Genomic DNA, 22,692 nt, shown 5'->3' with positions numbered 1-22,692 from the left:
ATTCAATATGGATCATTCATGTACTGGTTCAAACAAAAAGCCCCCTTAAAATTTAAAGAGAGCTTATCCATCCGTCGTTTCTATTCCATCTCCTTCTGTCAGCGGGAGAGTGACATTGACTCGCGATACTCCGGGGCTTTGTCAGCCCAGACATCCACGATTCGCTGTACTCCGCACACGCTGCCAAAATAGCCCGCGATATTCTCCATTGTCATCTCGTGTGCTGTTCGGGAGTATGAGGCACAGGCATCCTCGGCCAACACAATATGATAATCAAGCATAAAACCGTCTCTGGCGGTCGATTCTACACATACATTCGTGCTGACGCCCGTCATAATTAATGTTTCAATCTTGAGCGTTTTTAACACCGAGTCGAGACGTGTGTTTACAAATGCGCTGTACCGATGCTTGTTGACGATAATGTCATCCTGCGTTGGTGTCACCTCATAAAACTCGGCCCCCCAGCTGCCCACCCGGCATACGCTCGCAGAACGCCCGGAGGAACGGGTTGTCCACGCTTCAGAGTCCGTTGCCGGTTCATGAAGCGTCTGAATATAAATGACCGGAACTTGGTGCTCCTTCGCAGATATCAGCAGCTTCTGCAGCTGCCCGATCATCCCCGGTATGCCGCTGATGTCACATCCGGCGCGGGGCAAAGCCCCTTCCGGGTGGCAGTAATCATTTTGCACATCCACGACAACGACGGCCGTTTTACTGTTTAACAGCAGTTCGTTTAATGATTTCATCGGATAAAGTCATCTCCATTTCGAAAGGTTTTCGCCCCATCAGAGCGCAGGATAGGATGGCAATCGTTATTGGCCGGATCGTTCCACAAATTGCATATCTACCAGCCCGTCATACGTATAGTCGCCCTTGAAAATGCCGGTCTGAATCATAACATCCATGTCGGTGTCCAAAGCCGTCTCCGAGATCATTCCGTCCAGACTCCACAGATGATCCTCATATGCACGATCCAGGGATGCCTGAATGGCCTCGTCAGACAACGTAGGAAATTCGGCCTTCAAATTGCGCTTGGCCAGCTCCTTGTCCGTCTGTACCGCTTGCAGCGCTTCGATAATCGCGTCGGTAAAGTTTTGCACCGTCTCCGGCTCCTTCTCAATCGTGGATTTCTTCACGCTAAGCACGGAATACGAGAAGTCGCCGAGATCATGAAATTTATAGAACGGCTCGTCCCATACCTCTTTCGCAATGCCGTCACTGATCTGCGGTTCAGCCCCGTTGGCGATATCGGCCGCCCCTTGTTGAACCATCGTGACAACGGTCGAAGCATCAGCCGGCTCAAGCAGCTGTACATCCTTCTCCGGATCAAGCCCGAGCTGGATAAGCAAATACCGGGTGAGCAAATTCGGAGTTCCACCGTGACGTCCGGCGTTAATCTTTTTGCCCTGGAGAAAAGCTTTCAGCTCTTCCGGCGAGCTTCCCGCCGGGCCTGTCCCTTTTTTAGCCATAAGATAGACGTTGGCCCGATTCACCACATTCACAACCGAAATGATCGGGTCCGAATTGTTGTTGTTCGCCAGCGCGTTGGACTCTGTGCCGCCGATCACCGCCCAGGCGTCTCCGCTGACAACCGCCGCTACGTGGGCCCCGCCTGCAGCCTGAATAACCTCAACCTCCAGTCCTCTCTTCTCAAAATATCCTTCTCTCTGCGCCACATAGAGCGGCAAATAACCCGTGGAGTGAAGCGGTTCAGCGATCACAAGCTTCCTCAGCTTGCCCCCGTCCGAAGCGGCGTTCGCGCTGCCGCCCGCATTCCCGCCCGAACAGGCGGAAAGGATGCTTACAATCATGATCATGGCAAGTAACAGCGGCAGCAGCTTCGTCATCTTTTTGTACATAGGAATCCCCCTTGATTAATTAAATGGATTAATCCGTCGCCATGCTTGTGAAGGCAAGTCTGAGTATAGGTTGTCTACTGCTTGGCCAGCCCTTTGGACAGCCATTTCTCCAGAACGACCACACCCCAGTACATCAGCATGGACAACAGCGACAGCACCACGACGCCCACCCACACCAGATTGATGTCCAGAATCGTTCCTGCATACATAATCATTCGTCCGACACCTTGACTGGAGGCGATGAACTCTCCGACAATGGCGCCAGCGAGGGCAAGCGCTATGTTAATGCGCAAGCTGCTAATGATCCAGGGCATCGACCATGGAACGACCACCTTCGCGAACACCTGATGCCGCTTCGCGCCCAGAGAGTACATCAGCTTCTCCATGTCCGGGTCAACGCTTTTCACACCGCTGTAGGCAGACAGCGCGGATACGACCACCGTCATGGAGAAGGCCAGCGCAACTTTGGAGAAAAATCCGATCCCCAGCAGGATGACCAGCACAGGCGCAAGCGCCAGCTTCGGCATGGCGTTCAGAATGATCAGGTACGGCTCACTGATGCCCGCATAAGACCTGGACCACCAGAATGACAGCCCGAGCAGCGCGCCTAGAAAGGTGCCAAACACAAAGCCAAGCAAGGTCGAGCCTGACGTATAAGCGATATCCCCCAGCAGCGACCCCTCCGTGATCTGAGTCCAGGTGGTCGTTAGAATGGCGCTCGGACTGCTCCAATAATAGGAATCCAGCCATCCGATCCGCGTAAACACTTCCCAGACCAGAAAGATAAGGACGGCAACGGCAAAGCGCCCCCACACAATTCGTCTGCTTCTGGCGCGCGCGATCGCCTCTTCATCCAGAATATAGGGCACCACCTCCGGCCTTACAGACGTTTCCGGCACCGTTTCCGCCGGTGCAACAGCATGAACGATAAAAGCTTCCTTACGTGCAGTTTCCATCGGCAATCTCTCTCCCTTTTATGAAATTTGCTCCTCGTCATGTCCGGCAGACAGCAGATCCAGCAAATGATGCTTTAAATCCATGAATGCCGGAGAGGTCATATCCTCGGTTTTTCGCGGGCGTTCCATCGTAACGGTAATCTTGGTCTTGATTCTCCCCGGCCTGGAAGAGAACACATAGATGTCGTCAGATAAATAAATTGCTTCATCAATGTCGTGGGTGACAAACAGCACCGTTTTGCCGAAATCGGCCCAGATTTGCAGCAGCCAGTTTTGCATCGTCAGCCTCGTCTGCGCATCCAGCGCCCCAAAGGGCTCGTCCAGCAAAATAATATCCCGGTCATACAGCAATGTCCGAAGCAGCGCAGCCCGCTGTCTCATTCCCCCGGAAAGCTCCCGTGGATAATGCTTGTCGAAGCCCTTCAGCCCGTACTTCTCCATCAACGGCAGCGCCCGCTCGGTCGCTTCCTTGTATGGAACTCCCCGAATCTCCATGCCTAAAATGATATTGTCCAGAATAGTGCGCCAAGGCAGAAGCATATCCTTCTGCAGCATATAGCCGACATAGCCGGTCTTGCCCACAATGTTCTCCCCGTCGGCAAGCACCTTGCCTGTGGAGGGCGGCATGAGCCCGGCGATAATATTGAACAGCGTCGATTTGCCGCATCCGCTGGGCCCGATGATGCTGACGAATCTCCCTGCTTCAATCGAGAGGCTTGTCTCCCTCATGGCAGGAATCTCTTGACCGTCTCTGCGAAACCATTTGCTGACACCGGAAATCTCGATTTTGTGACTCATTATGCGTCCTCCTTTTGATCGTATAGTGAGTTTGTTGACAATATGGGTATAAAAAAATCGCCAGTCCAGTCCCAAAATGCAACGAAGTGCATATGGGTACCAAACTGACGATTGGCCAGCTCTCCTCTCAGAGTTCGGGCTTGTCGTTCAGATAAGCTTCCACGTCTTTCTCCAAGAACACGATGGTACCGGAGTATTCGGTCTCTGCATCGTAATCTTTAAGAATCGTAATGATATTCAATTTAAACTGCGTTTCAAAAGATTGTTTGATCTCCTGTTTCAACAATTGAAATAAAAGGTGGTCCAACTGCCGGGTAGAGAGGGGGTAATTCTCATCCAGCAGTTTAAGGACGGGGACTCGACTGTTCCTTGACACAATAATGATTTTGTTGCCGACGAAGTCGACCTTTTGCTGCTTTACACCCACGTTAAATATTTTCTTATTTATCGCGTTGTAAACCCTCAAAATGTCCTGTTTGAGTTCGCCTGCTGTTGTCATTATTCAACATCCCTTATGTGTAATATATTATTACATTGACCGGGGTAGGTATTCGGGTGTTCATCAAGAAACATCATCCTTGGGTTTAATTATAGACAGTATCAGCGTGATGTCAATACTATAACGTCAAAAAAGTTAACAATTATTCTTATTGTGTCATAAATGATAACATAATAATGACATGAGGGGCTGTTGTAACCGACACACCCACACCCTATCCACTTATCCCAGCACGCTTTGTAAAAATTGAACGGCCTGCCGCTTCTGATACTCGTTCACCTCATGCCCCGAAAATGGATAATCTTTCATTTCCTTCGGAGCCTGCATTCGATTGTATGCGGCATATATCGTCTCAGGCATGCAGACGGTGTCCTTCCACCCAGCCGACACGAGCACAGGCGCCTTGATCCGGGGCCCCAGGTTCAGCATGTCAAAATGGGCCAAATGCTCAAGCACGGCATCGAGTTGATCCGGAAATCTTTTAATGTAACCCGCCACCTCGCTCAATGAACTTGCTGAGTGCAACACGCCATAATCCATGCGGCACATGTTCGGAATATCGGCTACGATCGCAGCGACCTTCCCGCTGAGGGCTCCGCACATCAATGACAGGCCACCGCCTTGACTGCCGCCCGCTACAGCAATTCGATCCGGATCAACCCCGGGCAGGACCGCTGCTGTGTCGATTGCCCGCACAGCATCTATAGAAATCGCCATATAGTAAGAACGGTGAATATCCGTAATGCCCTGCGTCATCCATCCTTTGACAACGCCGCTGTCCATCGGCAGCAGATTGCCGGTTTCCCCGCCCTGTCCCCTTACATCGACCGCAAGCACCGCATAACCAAGAAGCACCCAGTGCGCATATCGCTCGGGATATCCCTTGTCCCCGGTATAGCCCGGAAATGTCACGATACATGGAATGCGGCGTTCTTCCTCCGCGCGTGATTTCGGCCTGATATACCATGCATGAATCGGAGTGTCATCATATCCCCGATAGCTGACTTTGGATACGTCCATGGCCGAATAAGGGGTCACTTCAGGGGTTAACACGATATCTAGCATTTTGCCGGAATATCCGGTTAGCGCTTCATCCCAGAAGCGGGTTAACGTCTCTGTATCCATGGTCGGTTCCGGTCTGCAATTGTCCAGCTCCAGCTTTCGCTGCTTGATTGTGTTCATATCGGTTATAAGCTCCTTTACGACTGGATTATGATGTTAGGGATCGGGACAGCAACAAGCCTGTCCGCATGGCAAAATCCCGGTATGCTCATGATTCAGCTTTTCTAGCCGCCCCAACTCCTTATTCGTCATTGTGCGCCCAATCCCTGTCCCGGCCGCCAAATTCAAGAACGATCACATCTCAAGCTATGCCCCGTATGAATCGCCTCAGCGATTAAAATGGCTTAGTGGAATGTGAGCATAACCCTGTTCATTTGCTCTGCTTGGTTTTATACTGTTGGAGACAGCCTGATGTTTCGGTGTGATCTTTAATCAATTCTAATCATGAATGGAGTCGATAACGATGCAACAAGGACTGACAGGAGCAGGTTTGGGGAAATTGGAAAGCGACACACAGCTGATTGAACTGGCCTCCCGCTATCATTTTTCCGTTGTGGATGTAAGCGCTAAAGGACTTGTCGATCGCCTGGGTACAGACGAGGCGCTTTCTCTGCTTGAAGAGCGGCATATCCGCATTGGAGCCATCGGCCTCTCGGTAGAATGGCGTAAAGGAGACCGCGAATTTCTCGAAGGACTGGCGGCATTGCCTGCCGAGGCTGCTGCTGCAGCGGCGCTCGGATGCACCCGTTGCTGCACGTACATTCTTCCGTCCACGGATTTGCCGGCAGCGCATTTCATGGCGCAGGCAACCAAGCGTTTGCGTCTATGCGCTGAGATTCTCGGTGCCTACGGCATCCGGCTTGGCCTTGAATTTGTGGGGCCGCACCACCTCCGTACCCAGTGGAAACATCCTTTTATCTGGACGATGCAGGAGACGCTTGATTGGATCGACGCGATTCACGCACCGAATGTAGGACTGCTGCTCGATGCATTTCACTGGCATACCAACGAAATGGAAGTGGCGGACATTCACAGCCTGAAGCCGGAGCAAATCGTCCATGTACATATCAATGACGCCAGAGATGTTCCTGTTCAGGATGTCCTCGATAATGATCGCTTATATCCTGGCGAAGGGGTTATTGATCTGACTGGATTCCTCCAGGCTTTGGACACGATCGGATATAACGGGCCGGTAACGCAGGAAATACTGACAGCTGCGGCGCCGGAAGGCTCGCCGGAGGAGCTGGCAGCCAAGTCGCGCCAAGCCTTTGACAAGGTGTTCGGAGCAGCTGGACTGGTGTAAAAGTAAGGGGAGCCGCGACTCGCACCGTGCTGCACGGCAGTCGATAAATTGCTGGCGGGGCCGATTGTCGCCGGATGAGGGCGTCTAATCATTCAATCATGCTCCACGGGGATGACTTGGGACATATTTCCCCTTTTTACCGGGCACACTACCGACATATCCTGCAGAAGGAGTCGCTGCCATGAGCCCTTTCAAGAAGGAAGACCGCGATCGTTACACCGATCTGTCCACCGTGGAATCCCAGCGGAACGACCTTACGGCCGAGGAATTCCCGGAAGGACCTTTCGGATCCAGCATCACCGCCGACTCTCTCGGCAAGAGCACACCGTGGAGGGTCGATCAACGACCGCCGAACCGCTTTGACTATGAAAATCGAAGTCTGCATAAACAGCAGCAGCGGGATTTCCCCTCCGAGGATCAAATCCTTCAGCCTGAGCTTGATGCAGAACAGGCGTCTTACGAATCCGATCCTTCATGAAACGACCCTCCTGTCCATCATCGGACAAGGAGGGTAATTTTTTGGGAGAAAATCGGACATTCAGATGAATACCGCACGCAGGCTGGACATAAAATGGCATGAAAAATATCGAATGCTGAGTGCTGTGAAAAAAACGATACAAACACAAAGGGGAGCGGAATGAGAACGAGGAGAAACGATGAATTTGTTGTCTACGTGGTGTCGTTATCCAGCCTAACGCGGTATGTTTCCATTGAGTTTATCGGCGGGTTCTGCGGATATGTCATTGGGCAGAAGGGACTGCACTCCGAAATATTCGGCATGGTGGGCAGCGTTGCTGCACCGATGCTTCTCCGTACCGTGACTTACGGTCCCCCTACCCTACTCCGTCGTCTGGCATCGCTGCGCAGAGTTACGTAATCGTCGAACTAAACGTGGGGGTGGGTAATTTCCAGAGTTTGGGCACCGAACATTCGGATTATTAATATTTAGGATGTTTAAGAATTGAAATGATATAAGCCCCTGACGGGGCTTATTCTTAGTCCATGAATGTTATCTCGTTTCGTTCCTTGTCGTGCCTGATTGAACATTCATTTCTTCTGCTTGTAAAACTCATGATACAGCTTCATAAGCGCACGCTTCTCGATCCTCGACACGTAGCTCCTTGAAATGCCCAGCTCCTTAGCGATTTCTCGCTGTGTTCTCTCTTCCCCGCCTGCTTCCAGTCCGAAGCGTCCGATGACCACTTCCTTCTCTCGGTCATCCAATATGTCGAGATTTCTGTAGATTTTACTTTTCTCGATTTTCAATTGTACGGCATCCACGATATCATCCGCTTCACTGCCAAGGATATCGATTAAGGTGATCTCATTTCCTTCCTTGTCCGTCCCGATCGGATCATGCAGAGAAACATCCTTTCGTGTCTTCTTAAGTGATCTGAGATGCATCAGTATCTCATTTTCGATACAGCGAGCGGCAAACGTAGCCAGCTTGGTCCCTTTGTTCGGGCGAAAGCTTTCAATCGCCTTGATCAGTCCAATCGTTCCGATGGAGATTAGGTCTTCGAGGTCCTCGCCAGTATTGTCGAATTTTTTGACAATATGCGCCACGAGCCGAAGGTTATGCTCAATCAGCTTGTTGCGTGATTGGGGATCGCCTTCGGCCATTAGCTGCAAATGCTTAGCCTCCTCTTCCTCGGTCAGAGGCTGGGGAAACGCATTGTTTTTCACGTACGATACGAGCAGGGTCAACTCTTTGATAAATAATGCAATGGCGGTAAACAATCCAGGCACTTGGGGACACCTCCTGCGAAAATACAATGCAACCGGTCCTAGATCGGCACGGTTTCTCGGTCCTTTCATTGTATGTAGGCAGTCGCCCAGAAGTGCATGTACAGCCACCATTTGCTAAAATAACAATGCGACGATTAACGGTCCCGAAGGTGAACCTTCGGAGTACCCTTCCGCTTGCCGATTGGAGCCGGCAGAAGCCCCCATCCTCTTGTCCCCTCTACATCTGCTCTACCTTCTCATCTCAACCAGCACCGCCTCTGGTCCCGTCGGTCTCAGGCTGCCTCCCTTGGGCTCCATGCTGACCACGATTCGCTCGGCATCTCCCGTCACAACACCATAATAATAGCTTCTTCCTTGCGGCCCCGGAACGAGCATAAATCCGGCACTCGACAGTTGATTGCCGTTCTGGAGCCAGACCTGGTAGTCCTTCTCCTCCAGAGAGTGCAGGCCCTTTACAACGATCAGCATCTCCCCGGAAGCCCGCTTGAGCCATACCGATCCGCTGCCATAGAAAGGCCCTACCGGTTGAATGACATATCGTTCGGTATCCTCGCTCTGCATATGGGCGATTCGCTGGTTCACCGTATGCTCAAAGGTCGCTTCCTGTTGGCCCAGATCGTTCTTGAACGAGAACAAACCGATGACAAGCATCACGAGCAGCGCACCCGCCAATGCCTGACTGGCAATGAATGGCCATGGCCTGGATTTGATTCTTCTCACAATCGCGCGTTTATATGCGGCGCGCATCAGCTTGCTCCTTAATCGGGCCGATGGCTCATGTGCGGCTGTCACTCCTGGATATGCATCGCTCGTAAGATTCCATTCCGCAACCGAAGGTATATAGTCATATACAGCATGCTCGTCCCCATCCCTGACCATAACTCCCTCCTGGCTAGTGGCTGCGGTTCCGAGCGGCATATCATGCGTAATGGCTCCCGCTTCGGCGCCAAGCAAGTTCTGCCACTCCACGACCGTGCCGGCACAACGGGCACATGTGGCAAGATGGCGCTCCAGATGGTGTGACTCGAGCGCTGAGAGCCGGCCCATCGCGTAATCCACCAGCTTCTCTTCCGGATAAAGCGGACAGCCGGGGTACTGCTCAGCAAGATATTCAAGGCCGGACTTTGAATGTTTCATGCTCCGAGCCCCCTCCTTCCTTCCCGCTGACGATATCCAGTCGCTTTCTTACGTTCTGTATGCCGTATCGGATCAGTGATTTCACAGTGCCTACAGGCCGCTTCATCAGTTCGGCCATCTCCCGGTGCGACATCTGCTCCACATAGCTTCCGTAGACGGCCATTCGCTGCATCGGCGGTATGGTTTTCAATGCCTTTTTCACCTGCTCCAGCTCGACCTGCCTCAGGGCAGCAACCTCCACAGCTTCCCGTTCCCCCGTCCACAACGTCTCCGGCAGCGTATCCTCGCTCCATTCCGTGATCGCCAGACGCTGTTTCCGCCGCAGCCGGTCCATTGCTCTACAGCGCGTTCTTACTGCAAGCCATGCCTCGACACTGCCCCGATCCGGGTCATATTGCTCTGCTTTATGCAGCACTTCCATGAATATATCCTGGCATAAGTCCTCCGCTTCGGCGGCATCTTTCGTAAACTGGAAGGCCAGCCGGTACACCATTTTGGCGTAGGCTTCATAGAAGCGTCCAAAGGCCGCCGCCGACCCCTCGGCAATCTCCGCCAGCCACATCTCAGGATTGTCGTTCATCCCAAGCTCCTCCTTATCCCCTTTCCTTTATGGATCAGCCGAATTTTTTCGATCACATTTTAGCAAAACTGTTCGTTGTTTTGAATCCTGTTCCGGGCTTTTCATGTTCTTTTAATGAATTTTTTAGCTTCTTTTAAGCTTTGTTGTAAATCCACTTCTGCGCGTCATTCGTACCCTTTATGACCACATAAAAATCAGGAGGGGTAGTTCATGAATGTATCCAAATCCAAAATGAAACTGCTGAGTTTGCTGCTCCTATTCGTGCTGGGGGCAAGCCTGTTTACGAATGGAAAGTCGGCCTTTGCCGCGGGTGAAGTGACACTGTACACCCCATATACCTCGATTTCCGTTCCGCCGGGGGAGACAATCAACTATAGCGTAGAGGTATACAACAACACCAACAGTGTCGTCACGGCCCCGCTCCAGCTGTCGGGTCTGCCGGAGAACTGGACCGCCAAGCTGAACAGCGGGGGCTGGCAGCTGAAGGAAGTGTCCGTCAAGCCTGGAGAGTCCGAGTCCGTGACGCTGGAGGTCGGGGTACCGCTTGAAATTGACAAAGGGTCTTATCGTTTTCAATTAACGGCCGGCAGCATGGCCAGTCTGCCTTTGACAGTCGAAATTACGGAAAAAGGAACGTATCAAACCGAGCTGACCACAGATCAGGCCAATCTGGAGGGACATGCCGATTCCACGTTTACGTATACCGTAAACTTGCAGAACCGAACCGCGGAAACCCAGAACTATGCGCTGCAAGCGAGCGGCGAACCGGGCTGGGACGTGAAGTTTACGTCCGGTGGCAACCAGGTGTCCTCCGTCGAGATTGAGGCGGGACAAAGCCAGTCCATCACCGTGGACGTCAAGCCGCCAGCCGAAGTGACGCAAGGCACGTATTCCATTCCGATTCGGGCATCCAACCAGTCCACCTCCTCTGAACTGACCTTGGAAGCGGTCATTACCGGTTCTTACGGGCTTCAGCTTACGACACCTAGCGGCCTGCTGAGCTCCAATGTAACCGCCGGTGGCAGCAAAACGATCGAATTGCTAGTAAAAAATACAGGCACCGCCGATCTGAGCGACATCAACCTTAGTTCCGAAGCTCCGGTGGATTGGGAGGTTACCTTCAATCCGAAAACGATCGAAAGCCTGGCTGCAGGGCAGTCCACGACAGTTGAAGCCAAAATCACCGCTAGCGACAAAGCCATTGCCGGCGATTATGTGACCAGCCTGAAGGCTTCCGCTGCTGAAGCCAGCTCAAATGCGCAATTCCGCATCGCCGTGAAAGGCTCCATGCTGTGGGGATGGATCGGGGTGCTTGTCATTCTGGCGATACTCGGAGGGATCTACTATTTGATTCGCACGTACGGGAGGAGATAACCGTGACGGAAACGGTCATTGATATTCACGAGTTAACCAAAAGCTACAACGGAACCAAAGCGGTTGACGGTCTGTCTCTTCAAATCCAGCGCGGCGAGATTTTCGGTCTGCTCGGTCCGAACGGCGCCGGCAAGTCCACTACCATTCTGATGCTGCTTGGGCTGAGTGAGCCGGATTCCGGGACGATCAACGTCCTCGGGCTTAATCCGACAAGAGAACCGATTCCGGTCAAGCGGCGGGTCGGATACTTGCCCGACGATGTCGGATTCTATGAAGATCGAACCGGGTTTGAGAATTTGATGCTCACTGCTCGCTTGAACGGCATCCCGGAGGAGACAGCCCGCGGCAGAGCGACAGAGCTGCTGGAGCAGGTTGGCTTGACTCATGCCGCGAATAAAAAAGCGGGAGCCTATTCCCGCGGGATGCGCCAGCGGCTCGGCCTGGCTGATGTGCTGGTGAAATCGCCCGAGATCATCATTCTCGATGAGCCTACGCTCGGGATTGACCCGACAGGGATGGAGGAGCTGCTCGGCCTCATAAGAAAGCTCAGCCGCGAGCAGCACCTGACGGTGCTCCTGTCATCCCACCAGCTGCATCAGGTGCAGCAAATCTGCGACCGTGTCGGTCTGTTCGTCCGCGGGCAGCTGCTGGCTCAAGGCGACGTTTCAAGCCTCTCGCGCACCTTGTTTGCCGATGATCCGATTATCATCACCGCCGAGATGGACGGATACAGCTCCCGCCTCCAGGATGAAATCCGAAGCATCGAGGGCGTGCATCATCTGGAGGTTGGCGCTTCCTTGCAAGCAGATAACAGCCCGGCAGAAGCGGATGTGCCTGAACCGGACACTGCGGTGAGGCTCATTATCCGTTCAAGCACAGACTGCAGTCCGGAAGTTGCCAGAAGAATTGTTGAGGGCGGTGGAAGGCTGTTCTCCCTGAGCAGACAGCAATATGGCCTCGACGAAATTTACCATCGTTATTTTGCAGGAGGTGACGACAAGCATGGAGAGAAGAGCGACAGCAAGCATTACAGCCAAGCTTAAAAGCCTCGGAGCAAGCGCAAGCAGTCTGGCCGCCAAAGTGAAACAGTCGCTATCGAAACGGCCGGGCCCTTCCGCCCGTGACTCCGTGCGAGCGCATCATTCGGGTCCATCTCCATTCGGGGTACTGATCCGCAAGGAAGTGGCCGATCATATTCGGAGCTGGCGTTTTATTCTGCTGCTTGGCATTATCGCCCTGACTTGCGTAGCGTCGCTGTACACGGCCATGAACAGCATTCAGGAAGCGATCCGCTCGGACAGCGAAACGAATGACTTTGTCATTCTGAAGCTGTTTACCATCTCGGATGGCACGCTCCCAACCTTCATCGGCTTTGTCGGGTTTCTCGGCCCGCTGCTTGGAATCGGCATGGGATTTGACGCTATCAACAGCGAGCGCAACAAGGGAACACTGAGCCGGATTATGGCCCAGCCGATCCACCGCGACGATCTGCTCAATGCCAAATTTGTTGCTTCCCTCATGGTCATCAGCCTGATGTTTCTGACGCTCGGTTTGCTTACGATGGCGCTCGGCACACTCATTATCGGCATCCCGCCTACTTTCGAGGAATTTTTGCGGGTGATCAGCTTTCTGGTGGTGACGATCTTTTACGTCGCCTTCTGGCTCAACCTGTCCATCACGTTCTCGGTGCGGTTCCGCCAGCCGGCAACCTCCGCGCTCTCCAGCATCGCGGTGTGGCTGTTCTTCAGCTTCTTTTTTGACATGATTCTGAACCTGCTGGCCCGAGGCATAGCCCCGAACGCCGCAACCGCCACGATGAATGATGTGCTGAACTATCAAAATATGATGCTATGGCTGGGAAGATTGTCCCCGTACACGCTGTTTAACGAGGCGGCGAGCACCTTGCTGATGCCGTCAATCCGAAATTTGGGGCCGCTGACGACCGAACAGGTATATGGCGCCATCGCCAGCCCGCTTCCATTCGGCCAAAGCCTGCTGCTCGTGTGGCCGCAAATTACCGGCCTCACTGCAGCCACGCTGATCTGCTTTGCCATTTCATACGTGATGTTCCTGCGCCAAGAGATCAGAGGACGGGCCTGATTCGCGGACTACCTCATCAGCAGCGAACCTATATAAACAACAAGCTCATCCGAATCGCCATGATTCAGATGAGCTTGTTTCTTATCTTCTGGATGAACCCTTCATGATCTCATGTCCGATCATGGAGAAGAGCTCGCTTTTTCCTACTCCTTTAGATAACCGATCGTTCTTAACCACTCCTCGCATAAGCTTGTCCACCGCGATACATCCGGCACATCCTCGGCCAGGCCAAGTCCATGTCGTCCATGCGGGAAGACGTGAAGCCCGAACGGAATATGATGTTTACTTAACGCTCCCGCATACAACAGACTGTTCTCGACCGGAACTGCACTGTCGTCGGCCGTATGCCATAGAAACGCCGGCGGCGTGTTCGGCTGGACCGCGAGTTCTCCGGACAGCTCGCGCCGCAATGCCTCAGTCGGATGATCCCCCAACAGGTGGCTTACCGACCCTTCATGCGTAAATTGCTTGAATGAGATGACCGGATAGCACAGCACCGAAATGTCGGGACGGGAGCTCTCCCGTTCAACCGGATCAGATGCCTCTGGATCCCCTTTATCAAAATGCGTACTTGCACATGCGGCCAGATGCCCTCCAGCAGAAAAGCCCAGAATACCGATACGATTCGGATCGATGTTCCATTCCTGGGCATGGTATCGCACAAGTCGGATCGCTCGTTTGGCATCCAGAAGCGGATAAGGATGCTGGTACGGTGACACACGATAATGCACCACAAACGCCGACAAACCGATGGAGTTCAGCCATTTGGCCACCGGCTCCCCTTCATGATCCGCTCTGAGCCTGTATCCACCGCCAGGCAGCACAAGCACCGCGCCCCGAACGACTCCATCCTCAATCAGATAAGGCGTTATTTCAGGCACAAATGCCCCTTCTCCCGGTTCATAGCCTGGGGTTTTCTGTATATTCTCCCATAGTTTCATCCACTGCAGCTCCTCTCGGTTATATTGCCAGCCTCCAGAGTCTGCTATAAGACCCTGGAGCAGTCTGGCGTATGATCATCGATGCATGAAGCTTAGGACGTGGGCTGACTCCCTTTCATTTCCGCTCCTTCTTCACCCTTGTCCCTTGGCAAGCAGGTCCAGTCTGAGCGGTGTGAATGTGTCCAGCAGGACCGATGGCTCCAGCGCCTTGACGCCATGCTCCGCATTGCCGGGGATGACAATGGTATCCCCTTCGCGGATGACCGTTATTTCGCCATCAATATAGAATTCGATAGAACCTTTCAAGCAATAACTCATCTGTTCATGGGGATGTCGATGCAAAGCGCCGATGGCTCCCTCCTCGAAATGAACCTCCATCATCATCAGTTCTTTTCCCGGCTGGAACAGCTTCCGTTTCACGCCCGGCTCTGCCGCTTCCCATACTCCGATGGGTGCCATAAATAACCATTCCTCCTTCGCTTGTGATCCATTGCTCCTCCCGAGTTTCCCCGGACAGTACACCGCCTGCCGCTTCACAGATCCATGCTCAGCCTCGCTTCCTTCAGCCGATCATTTCCCGTATCTACTTCGCCGCAGGCCTATCGTTCTCCTACTCCTACCGCATCCTTTTTGCGACTGTTTATACTGGGGCGGCCCGCTTGCTGCAAAACCGCCGATCCCGGGCGAATTCCGGGAATCTGGTAGCTGCCGCTACATTTCCTTTCCGTCCAGACCCGGACTGCGGTTGTCCCTGTGCAGGGTTCCTATACGGAACGCCGGGAACGAAGGCGAGGCCAGCCAGCCGACCAGCAGCTGAAGCAGCGCAATGCCCGTCAGCACCCATACCAGCGCGCCCTGCTCCAGCTGGACCGAAATCAGCATGTACAGAATAACGCCCGCACATCTTCCGGCATTGGTGAACGTTTCGCGCAGCACCACCGCCTCCACCTTGAAATGCTCTCCGAGCGGAAGATCTCCGCTAAGCTTGTAGTAGTAAGAGGTATATGCGTTGTTTTGCAGCGGCTTTACACAAGAGAACAACAGCATGAACAAAATGACCGACCACAGCTCAATTCCGGCAAACAGCGGGATCGAGCCGATAATGAAGCCGGCTGCAGCGATGTTCAAATACAGGTTGTTCAGCCCGGGCCGCCCCCATTTGGCCAGCGCAAACCCTGACAGGATCGTAACGCTCAAAAAGACAACATTCATGTAATTGACAAAGGCCTCCCTCGGCACAGCCTGATAGAGCAGGATCGCCGGAATATAGGCGAGGATTCCTTGTGGAAGCCCGAACACAAACCAGCCCAGCAAGGACCGGTAATAAGCCGGATATTTCCGCATGATTTGCAGCGCATATTTTAAATAATAGGCTTTATGCTGGGTTTCCCGTCTTTTCATTTTCAGGCTGTTCACCGAGGCATAAGCAAACATCAGAAATGCCAAAAGATACACATAGGTATAGCCTTGAAACCCGTCGGACCATCCGACGATCACGCCGGCCAGCGCCGGTCCAGCCAACAGCGAGACGTTAGTAATAATGAGATTCAGCCCGAGGTAGCGGTGCCGGTTCTCATGATCTGTCACATCCTGAATCATCGTGAAATGCCCAAGCCAGTAAAAAGCGGTGGAGATCCCTTTCAAAAGGGCAAAGGCGATATACCAATCCACCATCCGCTCACCGGCAATCAGGATACACAGATAGAATAGCGCCGTCAGATATATCCCCAGCCGATAGGCAAGCAGCCGGTCCCTCTGCTTGGCTGCCTTTCCGATCAGAATCGAGGCCATCGGCGCCACCGCCAGCGTCATCAGATTGAACACTCCGTTGACCCATAGATCGCTCGTGAGCCGCCACAAATACAGGTTGACCAAAATCGCCGCCAAAGCGTTCCCGAATTGATAGATGCCGTGGTTGAACAGGGTGATACGCGCTTCTTCGGAGAGCTGGTTGTCCGGAGAAGATCTCCCGGACCCCCGGATCCATCTGCCGAAACTACCCATCCGCCGAGGTAAGCCTGGTGGACAGCCAGACCTTTGCAGCCGGCAGCATCTGTTCATCCAGTCCTGCAAATTGCCGCAGGGAATAGCGGATGAGAACAGCCTGCGTACCGGCGTTCATATCCCCTTCAACCTCTCCTTTCCCGATCGGAACCGCTGCTGGCATGTCGGGGTAATACTCACCCTGTTTAACCTGGGCCACATTCGGCGCCGGCGGTGAATGGTCAATCTCTCTGGAAAAACCGCCATCCGTTCGCTTAAGCCTTGCCATGTTGTCCAGTGTGATCTCCGCGATCTCAGTCAACTCCTCTTCGGTCATCGGGACATGGATCGCCGATAGCAGACTGATCGGATTGCGGATATAACACATGTCCGATGCGGTTTCATGCCGCAATGCATGAAGCAGCGCATTGTAAATTTGTTCAGTACGCGGAAGCGGCACTTCAAATTTGCTGTAGAACGTCAACAGCTTGAAGGTTCCGGATATTTGAACGTAGGGAGCGCCTTCGCCCCAGAGTCCCGTCTCTGGATTCTGTATGCTTGCAAAATAAGACAGCGCCTGCTGCAAAAACGGCTCACGCTTCTCCTCCTCCATCTGCGCTAAATAAGGAGCGGAGTTGCACAGCCTGTCGCAGCCGCGCCAGCTGTTTGCGAGACTGATCGAGCGAAGCCACTCGCCGTACGCTTCGGGCGATTGACAGTAATCCGGAAATGAACTCGCCGCATCTCCAAGGCTGCTGCCCGGCAGCGGATACAGCGGCTCCGCGCCGAATTTACGGAGTGCCCTAAGACTGTATCCGAGCGCGCGGCCCACCATCACGTCGTCTTGTCTCATATTCGGATTGGCATCATAGAAATACCCCGTCTCTGGGTCCTGTCTGCTCTGAAAAAAACGGACAACGCCCTTCTTCATGTCCTCTGTCAGGTATGGGGCAAGCCCGCAGCGCTCGATAATGTTCAGCGCCTGAGCCGTTGATTCGATATCCGGCACAAATTCCCCGGAATCCCTCGAACTGCGCGCATAATAGAAGCCTCCGGAGTCCGGATCGTATTGGCCCTCAAGCCATTCAAAAAAGCCGTCAAACAACCCGTCTCCCCGTTCAAGAATACCATCCAATCGCCGCTTCATTCCGTTCCCTTCTTTCGTCTCTAGTTATAGCTCTTTATAAGTGAATTTTCGGAAGACCGCCTTGCCGCGGCCCACGGCATCCAGTCCGATGCGAAGGCTCTGAAACCCGCCGAGCGTATTATGGTGCATGCCTGATGCGTCCACCACCTTGTCATACTTCATCCACTTCGTGCCATCAAAACTGTAATAAAAAGAAACGATGTGCTCATCATTCACGATCCGCACCCAAGCGTATCCGCTGTCGCTTGGCATCGTGGCATAATTTTTGAAGGAACGGAAAAACCGCACTCCGCCGCCGTGTACACCAAGCCCCAAATAGGCATAGTCGTTGTAATACAGCACGAGCCTCCCCTCGACTTCCCCTTCCAGGGCAACCTCTACCTCTGCCATATACCGCTTGTGCGCTGGCATATAAAATAAAGGCGAGTGCCGCTCCTTCTCCGAAGCTCCGGACGCAATCAGCCCACCCGGACCGGTTCGAAAACGCTGTTCCGGTTCTGTGCCTTCTGTCTGCCACTCCAGGCAAAGGCCCGGTTCCTGGAAGGAATCTTGGAACTTGAAGGCTTCAGCAGCCGGATTGGCTTCTGCCTTGCCAGCCGCGCGGAACCAGCCGTCTTCTGTCCATTCAATCGGCTCCAGCAGCGTCTGTCTTCCGAGCGTATGATAGCCGCTTGCATAGGCATGATAGACCATCCACCATTGCCCGTCCGGTGCATCAATAAGCGATGCATGTCCCTTGGACCACCACGCCTCTTCCTTGCTCCAGGTGCGGACCACCGGATTATACGGGGAATGCTCCCACGGTCCCCAAGGCGTCCTGGACCTTGATGACACCGCCATATGGCTCGTAGGCGGACCGGCTGTCCCTCCGATGGCCACGGTCAAATAGTAATAGCCGTTATGATAGGTGACCTTAGGGCCTTCCAGGCTGTATCCTTCGACCACCCAATCCTCCGGATAGCGCCAGCCCTCGTAGATTTCCCTTGCCTCGCCGACCACCGACAGTCCGTCATCGCTCAATTCGACAATGTATCCGCCGGACATATGCAGATAGCGCTTCCCGTCCGGACCAACCGTATGACCAGGGTCAATCCCCTTAATTCCGAGATTGATCGGTTCACTCCACGGACCGGCCGGATGCTCCGCCGTTACGACCCAGTTCGTCCCTCCGGCAGGATAATAGATATAGTAGCGCCCGTTATGCACGGCAAAATCGGGCGCCCACACATCCCCGCCATAGCGGGTCAGCGCAGCGCCAACTTTCGTCCAATGGAGCAGATCCCGGGAATGCCAAATGATGAGTCCAGGTGTCAGCTTATAGGAAGAATGCGTCATATAATAATCTTCACCGACCCGAATAATGGAAGGATCGGCGTAGTTCCCGCCAATAATAGGCGCGTACAGCTTGTTCTCCATGAGAGCTCCTCCGAGTTTTCCTTATTATCCTTTAATCGAGCCGAGCAGGGCCCCCTTGGCAAAATGCTTCTGCAAGAACGGATATACGCACAAAATCGGAAGCGTCGCCACCACGATAACCGCCATCTTCACCGTCTGCTCTGGCGGCCGGACAAAGTCCTCCATGCTGGAGGTGTCGGCGGTCAGCCCGCTGGCCAGGATAACGATCTGGCGCAAAATAACCTGCACCGGCCACTTGGCTCCGTCATTCAGATACAGAATCGCCTGCATGTACGTGTTCCAGTAGGTCACGGCATAGAACAGCGAAATCGTTGCAATCGCAGGCATGGACAGCGGAATGACAATCCGGAACAAAATCCCCCAGTCGCCGGCACCGTCAATTTTGGCAGATTCCTCAAGACCTTCGGGCAGGTTCTGAAAAAAGTTCCTCATAATGATAAGGTTGAACGCATTAATCGCCGTCGGTACGATCAGCGCCGCATACGTATCGATCATGCCAAGCTCCTTCACCACGAGGAAGGTCGGGATCATGCCGCCGCTGAACAGCATCGTAAATACGACCATGAACATAATGAAATTGCGTCCGTCCAAATCTTTGCGAGACAGGCCATAGGCCATCAGACATGTCAGCAGCATGCTGAACATCGTGCCGAAGAACGTGACCCCGACAGAAACGCCAAGGGATTTGAATATGGTATTCGTTGAAAATATATATCTGTAAGCGTCCAGCGACCATTCCGTCGGGAACAGGACAAACCGCTTCTGTGCCAGCTCAGCCACCGTCGTAAACGAACCGGCGATGACATGCAGGAAAGGCAGAATTGTAACGAGGCCGATAATCAACAACAGCGTATAATTGACGATATCGAAAATCCGGCTCGGTATTGTTTTGTCATGTACCATAGCGCTCCACCTTTCTCATCTTAATAGATGCCCTCTTCGCCGGCTTTTTTGGCCAGCCAGTTGGCCAGCATTACCATAATCAGACCGATGATCGACTTGAAGAATCCGACCGCCGTACTGAAGCTGAACTGCCCCTGCCGAAGCCCTGCGGTATATACATACGTATCGAATATTTCCGCCACTTCCCGGTTCATCGAGTTCAGCAGCAGATAGACATGCTCAAATCCAAGCTCCAGCACATCCCCGATCTTCAAAATCAGCAGCACCACGATGACACTGCGGATCGAAGGAAGGGTAATATGCCAGATTTGGCGGAACCTGCTGGCCCCGTCGATGCGGGAAGCCTCGTACAATCCCGGGTCAATCGCCGCCATCGCTGCCAGATAGATAATTGTCCCCCAGCCGGCTTCACGCCATATGACCTGGAGCACATACATCGGCCTGAACCAGTCGCTGCTCATCAGGAAATTGATTTTCTCAAAGCCCATCATCGCCAGCAACTCATTGATGATCCCGCGGTCCATGGACAGCATGACAAATGAAATCGATACGATGATGACCCACGACATGAAGTGAGGAATGTATACCATCGTCTGGATAAAACGCTTGAATACTTCGCGCCGCACCTCATTCAGCATCAAGGCGAGAATGATCGGCACCGGAAAATAGAACAAAAGATTCATCATGAACAGTATTAAGGTATTGCTTAATATCGTAAAAAACATCGGCTCTGTGAACAGACGTTCGAAATGCTTGAACCCTACCCAGGGGCTGTTCATTACTCCCAGAAATGCTTGATAGTCCTGAAAAGCAATTACCAATCCCGACATCGGGATGTATTTAAAGATCAGGAAGTATAAGAACCCGGGAAGAATCATCATATAGATAGCTCGGTTTTTGATTATTCGCTTCATCCGTCCTGAATCTTGCTTGGGCGGCTTTACATCTACATCTGGATTCATCCCGGTGCTCACAGCTGTCTCACTCATGATCCTCGACTTCCTTTCTGTTCCCGACAATACCCGAAGGCCGAGCGGGCTGCTCGGTCTTCGGGAGACGGGATACTCGTGTACTGTTATTTCGAAGCCTCGTTTGATGCGTTGAATTCATCGATGATCTGTTGGCCTCCGCTGTTCAGCCAGTTGTCCACAGCGGCCTGGAAGCCATCCTCGTCGATATCGCCAAGCATGAAGCGGTAGGTTGCATCCTTGATAAGCTCTTGGAGCTGCACGCCTTTTTCGTTATAGGTTTTGGAATCGAGCGCTGCAGCAGGGTCTTCGATCAGGAAATCATTGTTCTCCACAATGAGCGCCTCAGCTTTGGCTTTCACCGGTCTTGTATGCTTCGCTTCCAGAAAGCCTTCAACCGTGAGCGGTCCGCCGACCTGAAGCACCTGATAAGGCTTCACTTCGCGATCCCAAAGCTTCGTGTCTTCGGTTGTAATGACCTGACCGTCCTCAAGCGTGTGGTGCTCGCCCTCGATTCCCCAGTAGATCAGGTTCGCCAGTTCGGGGCTCATCAGCTGATCCACGAAGGACAGCACTTGCTTGAGCTCTTCCTCTGTCTTGATCGCCGTTTTCGGGAACAGGGTCACCGAACCGTACCCTGGTACGGACCATACGCCAAAGCCGTTTGGACCACCGTCAATTTTGTTCTGCACGTCAAGCTCCGCATCCGGATTAATCTCCAGCACCTTCGGCTCTAAGCTGGACACATCGCCCATTGCACCGATATATACCCCTGCTTTGCCTGTGGTCAGCAAGTTCTGCTGGTCGGTTTTACTTGTCACCGGGAAGTCCTGATTGATCAACCCTTCCTGATGAAGCTTCTTGAAGAACTTCATCGTTTCCACGTACTCAGGGAACATGAATTCAGGCAGAAGCTGGCCGTCCTTCTCACCCCAGTTGTTCGGCGTGCCGAACCAGGAGCTTACCGTCTTGAATGCGCCGTAGACGAGATCGTTGCGGTCGGTGAGCGGGATCGTATCGTTCTGTCCGTTGCCGTCCGGATCGTTCTCCTTGAACTGCTTCAGCATCTCGTAGAACTCGTCAATCGTTGTCGGAGCGCCGAGTCCAAGCTTGTCAGCCCAGTCCTTGCGGTAGATGATGCCCTGACGGGATAGCGGCACCTCGCGATAGATGGCGTAGATTTTGCCGTCCACCGCCGTGTTCTTCAATACTTCCGGTTTCAATTTGCTCAAATTCGGGTAGTCCTGAAGATAAGGCCCAATTTCCCAGAACTGCCCGTTGCGGATTGCATCTCTCATATTAATAAGAGAGGCGGCATTCTTCAGCAGCGTTACCTGCGGCAGCGTGCCGGTAGCAAAGGATGCATTCACCTTTTCATCGTACGTGCCGTCTGGAACCCACTGAATCTCTAGCTTCGTGTTTGTTTTCTCTTCAATTAATTTCTCGATTTTGTCTGAAGGAACTTCCGGGGTGTGGAGGTTAGCCATAATCGTGATGGCTACTGGCTGATCGCTCTCTCCCTGAGCGCCGCTGCCCTGCTGCTTCGTTCCGGATGCGCTTCCTCCGCCTCCGCCACAGCCGGCCAATACCGCTAAAGCGGTTACAATTGCCAAGACAGTGCTGGCTTTTGTCTTTTTCATTTTTTCTGACCTCCGTTTTAATTGAAATTTGAAATGTTGACAGGAACAGCTTAAAACACCGCCTCCCGGTACGTATATAATCTTGAGATTGGGGATGCGCCGTGCACGCCATTCCATCGTTTCCGCTCCATCCAAAGGAGCGGAAAACTAATCTAATGATTATCACGGTTCCAAGGATCCCGTTGGGGACAGGCAGCAGACGAAGAACAAGCCGCTTGAATTCCGCGTCATAGGGTGAGCGCGTGCGAATTCAAGCGGCTTAAAAGATCGGTTGCGT

23 protein-coding genes are annotated in these 22,692 nt (G+C 53.0%); 6 read left to right on the top strand and 17 right to left on the bottom strand.

Going from position 1 to position 22,692, the window contains the following annotated elements:
- Positions 1 to 98 precede the first annotated feature (98 nt).
- From CHH75_RS03025 to CHH75_RS03000, 6 genes are all read right to left on the bottom strand, one after another.
- A complete protein-coding gene (locus CHH75_RS03025; protein WP_095263057.1) occupies positions 99 to 746 on the bottom strand; it encodes a cysteine hydrolase family protein in 648 nt (215 codons plus the stop codon).
- Positions 747 to 812: 66 nt separating this feature from the next.
- Positions 813 to 1,859: an ABC transporter substrate-binding protein gene (locus CHH75_RS03020; protein WP_095263056.1), complete on the bottom strand. Its 1,047-nt coding sequence runs from the start codon at positions 1,857 to 1,859 to the stop codon at positions 813 to 815.
- Between the two features lie 74 nt (positions 1,860 to 1,933).
- Complete coding sequence (locus CHH75_RS03015) at positions 1,934 to 2,815, bottom strand: ABC transporter permease (protein WP_095263055.1); 882 nt, start codon at positions 2,813 to 2,815, stop codon at positions 1,934 to 1,936.
- Between the two features lie 18 nt (positions 2,816 to 2,833).
- Positions 2,834 to 3,613: an ABC transporter ATP-binding protein gene (locus tag CHH75_RS03010; protein WP_095263054.1), complete on the bottom strand. Its 780-nt coding sequence runs from the start codon at positions 3,611 to 3,613 to the stop codon at positions 2,834 to 2,836.
- 127 nt (positions 3,614 to 3,740) lie between these two features.
- A complete protein-coding gene (locus CHH75_RS03005) occupies positions 3,741 to 4,112 on the bottom strand; it encodes a Na-translocating system protein MpsC family protein (RefSeq protein ID WP_095263053.1) in 372 nt (123 codons plus the stop codon).
- A 222-nt stretch (positions 4,113 to 4,334) separates the two neighbouring features.
- Positions 4,335 to 5,294 carry an acetylxylan esterase gene (locus CHH75_RS03000; protein WP_095397421.1) on the bottom strand — a complete coding sequence of 320 codons (960 nt, stop codon included), beginning with the start codon at positions 5,292 to 5,294 and terminating at the stop codon, positions 4,335 to 4,337.
- 343 nt (positions 5,295 to 5,637) lie between these two features.
- On the opposite strand from CHH75_RS03000, the gene CHH75_RS02995 reads away from it, so the two are divergent.
- From CHH75_RS02995 to CHH75_RS02985, 3 genes are all read left to right on the top strand, one after another.
- Complete coding sequence (locus tag CHH75_RS02995) at positions 5,638 to 6,477, top strand: sugar phosphate isomerase/epimerase family protein (RefSeq protein WP_095263051.1); 840 nt, start codon at positions 5,638 to 5,640, stop codon at positions 6,475 to 6,477.
- A gap of 181 nt (positions 6,478 to 6,658) precedes the next feature.
- Positions 6,659 to 6,955, top strand: coding sequence for a hypothetical protein (locus CHH75_RS02990; protein ID WP_095397420.1), 297 nt, complete (start codon positions 6,659 to 6,661; stop codon positions 6,953 to 6,955).
- A 159-nt stretch (positions 6,956 to 7,114) separates the two neighbouring features.
- Positions 7,115 to 7,354, top strand: coding sequence for a hypothetical protein (locus CHH75_RS02985; RefSeq protein WP_095397419.1), 240 nt, complete (start codon positions 7,115 to 7,117; stop codon positions 7,352 to 7,354).
- Positions 7,355 to 7,524: 170 nt separating this feature from the next.
- On the opposite strand, the gene sigK is transcribed toward CHH75_RS02985, so the two are convergent.
- From sigK to CHH75_RS02970, 3 genes are all read right to left on the bottom strand, one after another.
- The gene (sigK, locus tag CHH75_RS02980; RefSeq protein WP_095263048.1) at positions 7,525 to 8,226 is read right to left on the bottom strand and encodes an RNA polymerase sporulation sigma factor SigK; all 702 of its coding nucleotides are present in this window, start codon (positions 8,224 to 8,226) and stop codon (positions 7,525 to 7,527) included.
- A gap of 228 nt (positions 8,227 to 8,454) precedes the next feature.
- Positions 8,455 to 9,363 carry an anti-sigma factor gene (locus tag CHH75_RS02975; protein WP_095397418.1) on the bottom strand — a complete coding sequence of 303 codons (909 nt, stop codon included), beginning with the start codon at positions 9,361 to 9,363 and terminating at the stop codon, positions 8,455 to 8,457.
- Positions 9,338 to 9,943 (bottom strand): RNA polymerase sigma factor, encoded by a 606-nt coding sequence (locus tag CHH75_RS02970; RefSeq protein WP_095397417.1) that lies wholly within the window; start codon positions 9,941 to 9,943, stop codon positions 9,338 to 9,340. Before CHH75_RS02970 ends, CHH75_RS02975 begins: the two co-directional genes overlap by 26 nt.
- A 210-nt stretch (positions 9,944 to 10,153) precedes the next feature.
- On the opposite strand from CHH75_RS02970, the gene CHH75_RS02965 reads away from it, so the two are divergent.
- From CHH75_RS02965 to CHH75_RS02955, 3 genes are read left to right on the top strand one after another with little or no spacing between them, the layout of a single operon-like run.
- Positions 10,154 to 11,317 (top strand): COG1470 family protein, encoded by a 1,164-nt coding sequence (locus CHH75_RS02965; RefSeq protein ID WP_095263045.1) that lies wholly within the window; start codon positions 10,154 to 10,156, stop codon positions 11,315 to 11,317.
- Between the two features lie 2 nt (positions 11,318 to 11,319).
- Positions 11,320 to 12,360 carry an ABC transporter ATP-binding protein gene (locus CHH75_RS02960; protein WP_244908046.1) on the top strand — a complete coding sequence of 347 codons (1,041 nt, stop codon included), beginning with the start codon at positions 11,320 to 11,322 and terminating at the stop codon, positions 12,358 to 12,360.
- Entirely contained in the window at positions 12,269 to 13,417 is a 1,149-nt protein-coding gene (locus tag CHH75_RS02955) for an ABC transporter permease (RefSeq protein WP_425320422.1), read from the top strand. The genes CHH75_RS02960 and CHH75_RS02955 overlap by 92 nt, the downstream gene beginning before the upstream one ends.
- Before the next feature lie 143 nt (positions 13,418 to 13,560).
- Here CHH75_RS02955 and CHH75_RS02950 read toward each other — a convergent pair whose 3' ends face one another.
- The 8 genes from CHH75_RS02950 to CHH75_RS02915 all read right to left on the bottom strand — a co-directional run bounded on the left by CHH75_RS02950 (position 13,561) and on the right by CHH75_RS02915 (position 22,415).
- Positions 13,561 to 14,358: an alpha/beta hydrolase gene (locus CHH75_RS02950; RefSeq protein ID WP_095397416.1), complete on the bottom strand. Its 798-nt coding sequence runs from the start codon at positions 14,356 to 14,358 to the stop codon at positions 13,561 to 13,563.
- Between the two features lie 132 nt (positions 14,359 to 14,490).
- Entirely contained in the window at positions 14,491 to 14,817 is a 327-nt protein-coding gene (locus CHH75_RS02945; protein WP_095263041.1) for a cupin domain-containing protein, read from the bottom strand.
- Positions 14,818 to 15,069: 252 nt separating this feature from the next.
- Positions 15,070 to 16,362, bottom strand: coding sequence for an MFS transporter (locus CHH75_RS02940; protein WP_095263040.1), 1,293 nt, complete (start codon positions 16,360 to 16,362; stop codon positions 15,070 to 15,072).
- Positions 16,355 to 17,488 (bottom strand): prenyltransferase/squalene oxidase repeat-containing protein, encoded by a 1,134-nt coding sequence (locus tag CHH75_RS02935; RefSeq protein ID WP_095397415.1) that lies wholly within the window; start codon positions 17,486 to 17,488, stop codon positions 16,355 to 16,357. The genes CHH75_RS02940 and CHH75_RS02935 overlap by 8 nt, the downstream gene beginning before the upstream one ends.
- A 24-nt stretch (positions 17,489 to 17,512) precedes the next feature.
- Positions 17,513 to 18,904 carry a family 43 glycosylhydrolase gene (locus CHH75_RS02930; protein WP_095397414.1) on the bottom strand — a complete coding sequence of 464 codons (1,392 nt, stop codon included), beginning with the start codon at positions 18,902 to 18,904 and terminating at the stop codon, positions 17,513 to 17,515.
- A gap of 24 nt (positions 18,905 to 18,928) precedes the next feature.
- A complete protein-coding gene (locus CHH75_RS02925; RefSeq protein ID WP_095263037.1) occupies positions 18,929 to 19,807 on the bottom strand; it encodes a carbohydrate ABC transporter permease in 879 nt (292 codons plus the stop codon).
- A 20-nt stretch (positions 19,808 to 19,827) separates the two neighbouring features.
- Positions 19,828 to 20,796 carry an ABC transporter permease gene (locus CHH75_RS02920; RefSeq protein ID WP_095263036.1) on the bottom strand — a complete coding sequence of 323 codons (969 nt, stop codon included), beginning with the start codon at positions 20,794 to 20,796 and terminating at the stop codon, positions 19,828 to 19,830.
- An 86-nt stretch (positions 20,797 to 20,882) separates the two neighbouring features.
- Positions 20,883 to 22,415 (bottom strand): extracellular solute-binding protein, encoded by a 1,533-nt coding sequence (locus tag CHH75_RS02915; protein WP_095263035.1) that lies wholly within the window; start codon positions 22,413 to 22,415, stop codon positions 20,883 to 20,885.
- Between the last annotated feature and the right edge of the window lie 277 nt (positions 22,416 to 22,692).

This window comes from Paenibacillus sp. 7541, assembly GCF_002276395.1.
In the GTDB taxonomy this organism is placed as follows: domain Bacteria; phylum Bacillota; class Bacilli; order Paenibacillales; family Paenibacillaceae; genus Paenibacillus_AQ; species Paenibacillus_AQ campinasensis.
This window is presented reverse-complemented; position numbering and strand designations above follow the sequence as displayed.

Coding starts and splice junctions, on each gene's coding strand:
- CHH75_RS02915 (WP_095263035.1), bottom strand. CDS start 22,415: ATGAAAAAGACAAAAGCCAGCACTGTCTTGGCAATTGTAACCGCTTTA.
- CHH75_RS02920 (WP_095263036.1), bottom strand. CDS start 20,796: ATGAGTGAGACAGCTGTGAGCACCGGGATGAATCCAGATGTAGATGTA.
- CHH75_RS02955 (WP_425320422.1), top strand. CDS start 12,269: ATGGCCTCGACGAAATTTACCATCGTTATTTTGCAGGAGGTGACGACA.
- CHH75_RS03025 (WP_095263057.1), bottom strand. CDS start 746: ATGAAATCATTAAACGAACTGCTGTTAAACAGTAAAACGGCCGTCGTT.
- CHH75_RS03010 (WP_095263054.1), bottom strand. CDS start 3,613: ATGAGTCACAAAATCGAGATTTCCGGTGTCAGCAAATGGTTTCGCAGA.
- CHH75_RS02950 (WP_095397416.1), bottom strand. CDS start 14,358: ATGAAACTATGGGAGAATATACAGAAAACCCCAGGCTATGAACCGGGA.
- CHH75_RS03005 (WP_095263053.1), bottom strand. CDS start 4,112: ATGACAACAGCAGGCGAACTCAAACAGGACATTTTGAGGGTTTACAAC.
- CHH75_RS02975 (WP_095397418.1), bottom strand. CDS start 9,363: ATGAAACATTCAAAGTCCGGCCTTGAATATCTTGCTGAGCAGTACCCC.
- CHH75_RS02995 (WP_095263051.1), top strand. CDS start 5,638: ATGCAACAAGGACTGACAGGAGCAGGTTTGGGGAAATTGGAAAGCGAC.
- CHH75_RS03000 (WP_095397421.1), bottom strand. CDS start 5,294: ATGAACACAATCAAGCAGCGAAAGCTGGAGCTGGACAATTGCAGACCG.
- CHH75_RS03015 (WP_095263055.1), bottom strand. CDS start 2,815: ATGGAAACTGCACGTAAGGAAGCTTTTATCGTTCATGCTGTTGCACCG.
- CHH75_RS02985 (WP_095397419.1), top strand. CDS start 7,115: ATGAGAACGAGGAGAAACGATGAATTTGTTGTCTACGTGGTGTCGTTA.
- CHH75_RS02940 (WP_095263040.1), bottom strand. CDS start 16,362: ATGGGTAGTTTCGGCAGATGGATCCGGGGGTCCGGGAGATCTTCTCCG.
- CHH75_RS02930 (WP_095397414.1), bottom strand. CDS start 18,904: ATGGAGAACAAGCTGTACGCGCCTATTATTGGCGGGAACTACGCCGAT.
- CHH75_RS02935 (WP_095397415.1), bottom strand. CDS start 17,488: ATGAAGCGGCGATTGGATGGTATTCTTGAACGGGGAGACGGGTTGTTT.
- CHH75_RS03020 (WP_095263056.1), bottom strand. CDS start 1,859: ATGTACAAAAAGATGACGAAGCTGCTGCCGCTGTTACTTGCCATGATC.
- CHH75_RS02990 (WP_095397420.1), top strand. CDS start 6,659: ATGAGCCCTTTCAAGAAGGAAGACCGCGATCGTTACACCGATCTGTCC.
- CHH75_RS02970 (WP_095397417.1), bottom strand. CDS start 9,943: ATGAACGACAATCCTGAGATGTGGCTGGCGGAGATTGCCGAGGGGTCG.
- CHH75_RS02925 (WP_095263037.1), bottom strand. CDS start 19,807: ATGGTACATGACAAAACAATACCGAGCCGGATTTTCGATATCGTCAAT.
- CHH75_RS02945 (WP_095263041.1), bottom strand. CDS start 14,817: ATGGCACCCATCGGAGTATGGGAAGCGGCAGAGCCGGGCGTGAAACGG.
- CHH75_RS02965 (WP_095263045.1), top strand. CDS start 10,154: ATGAATGTATCCAAATCCAAAATGAAACTGCTGAGTTTGCTGCTCCTA.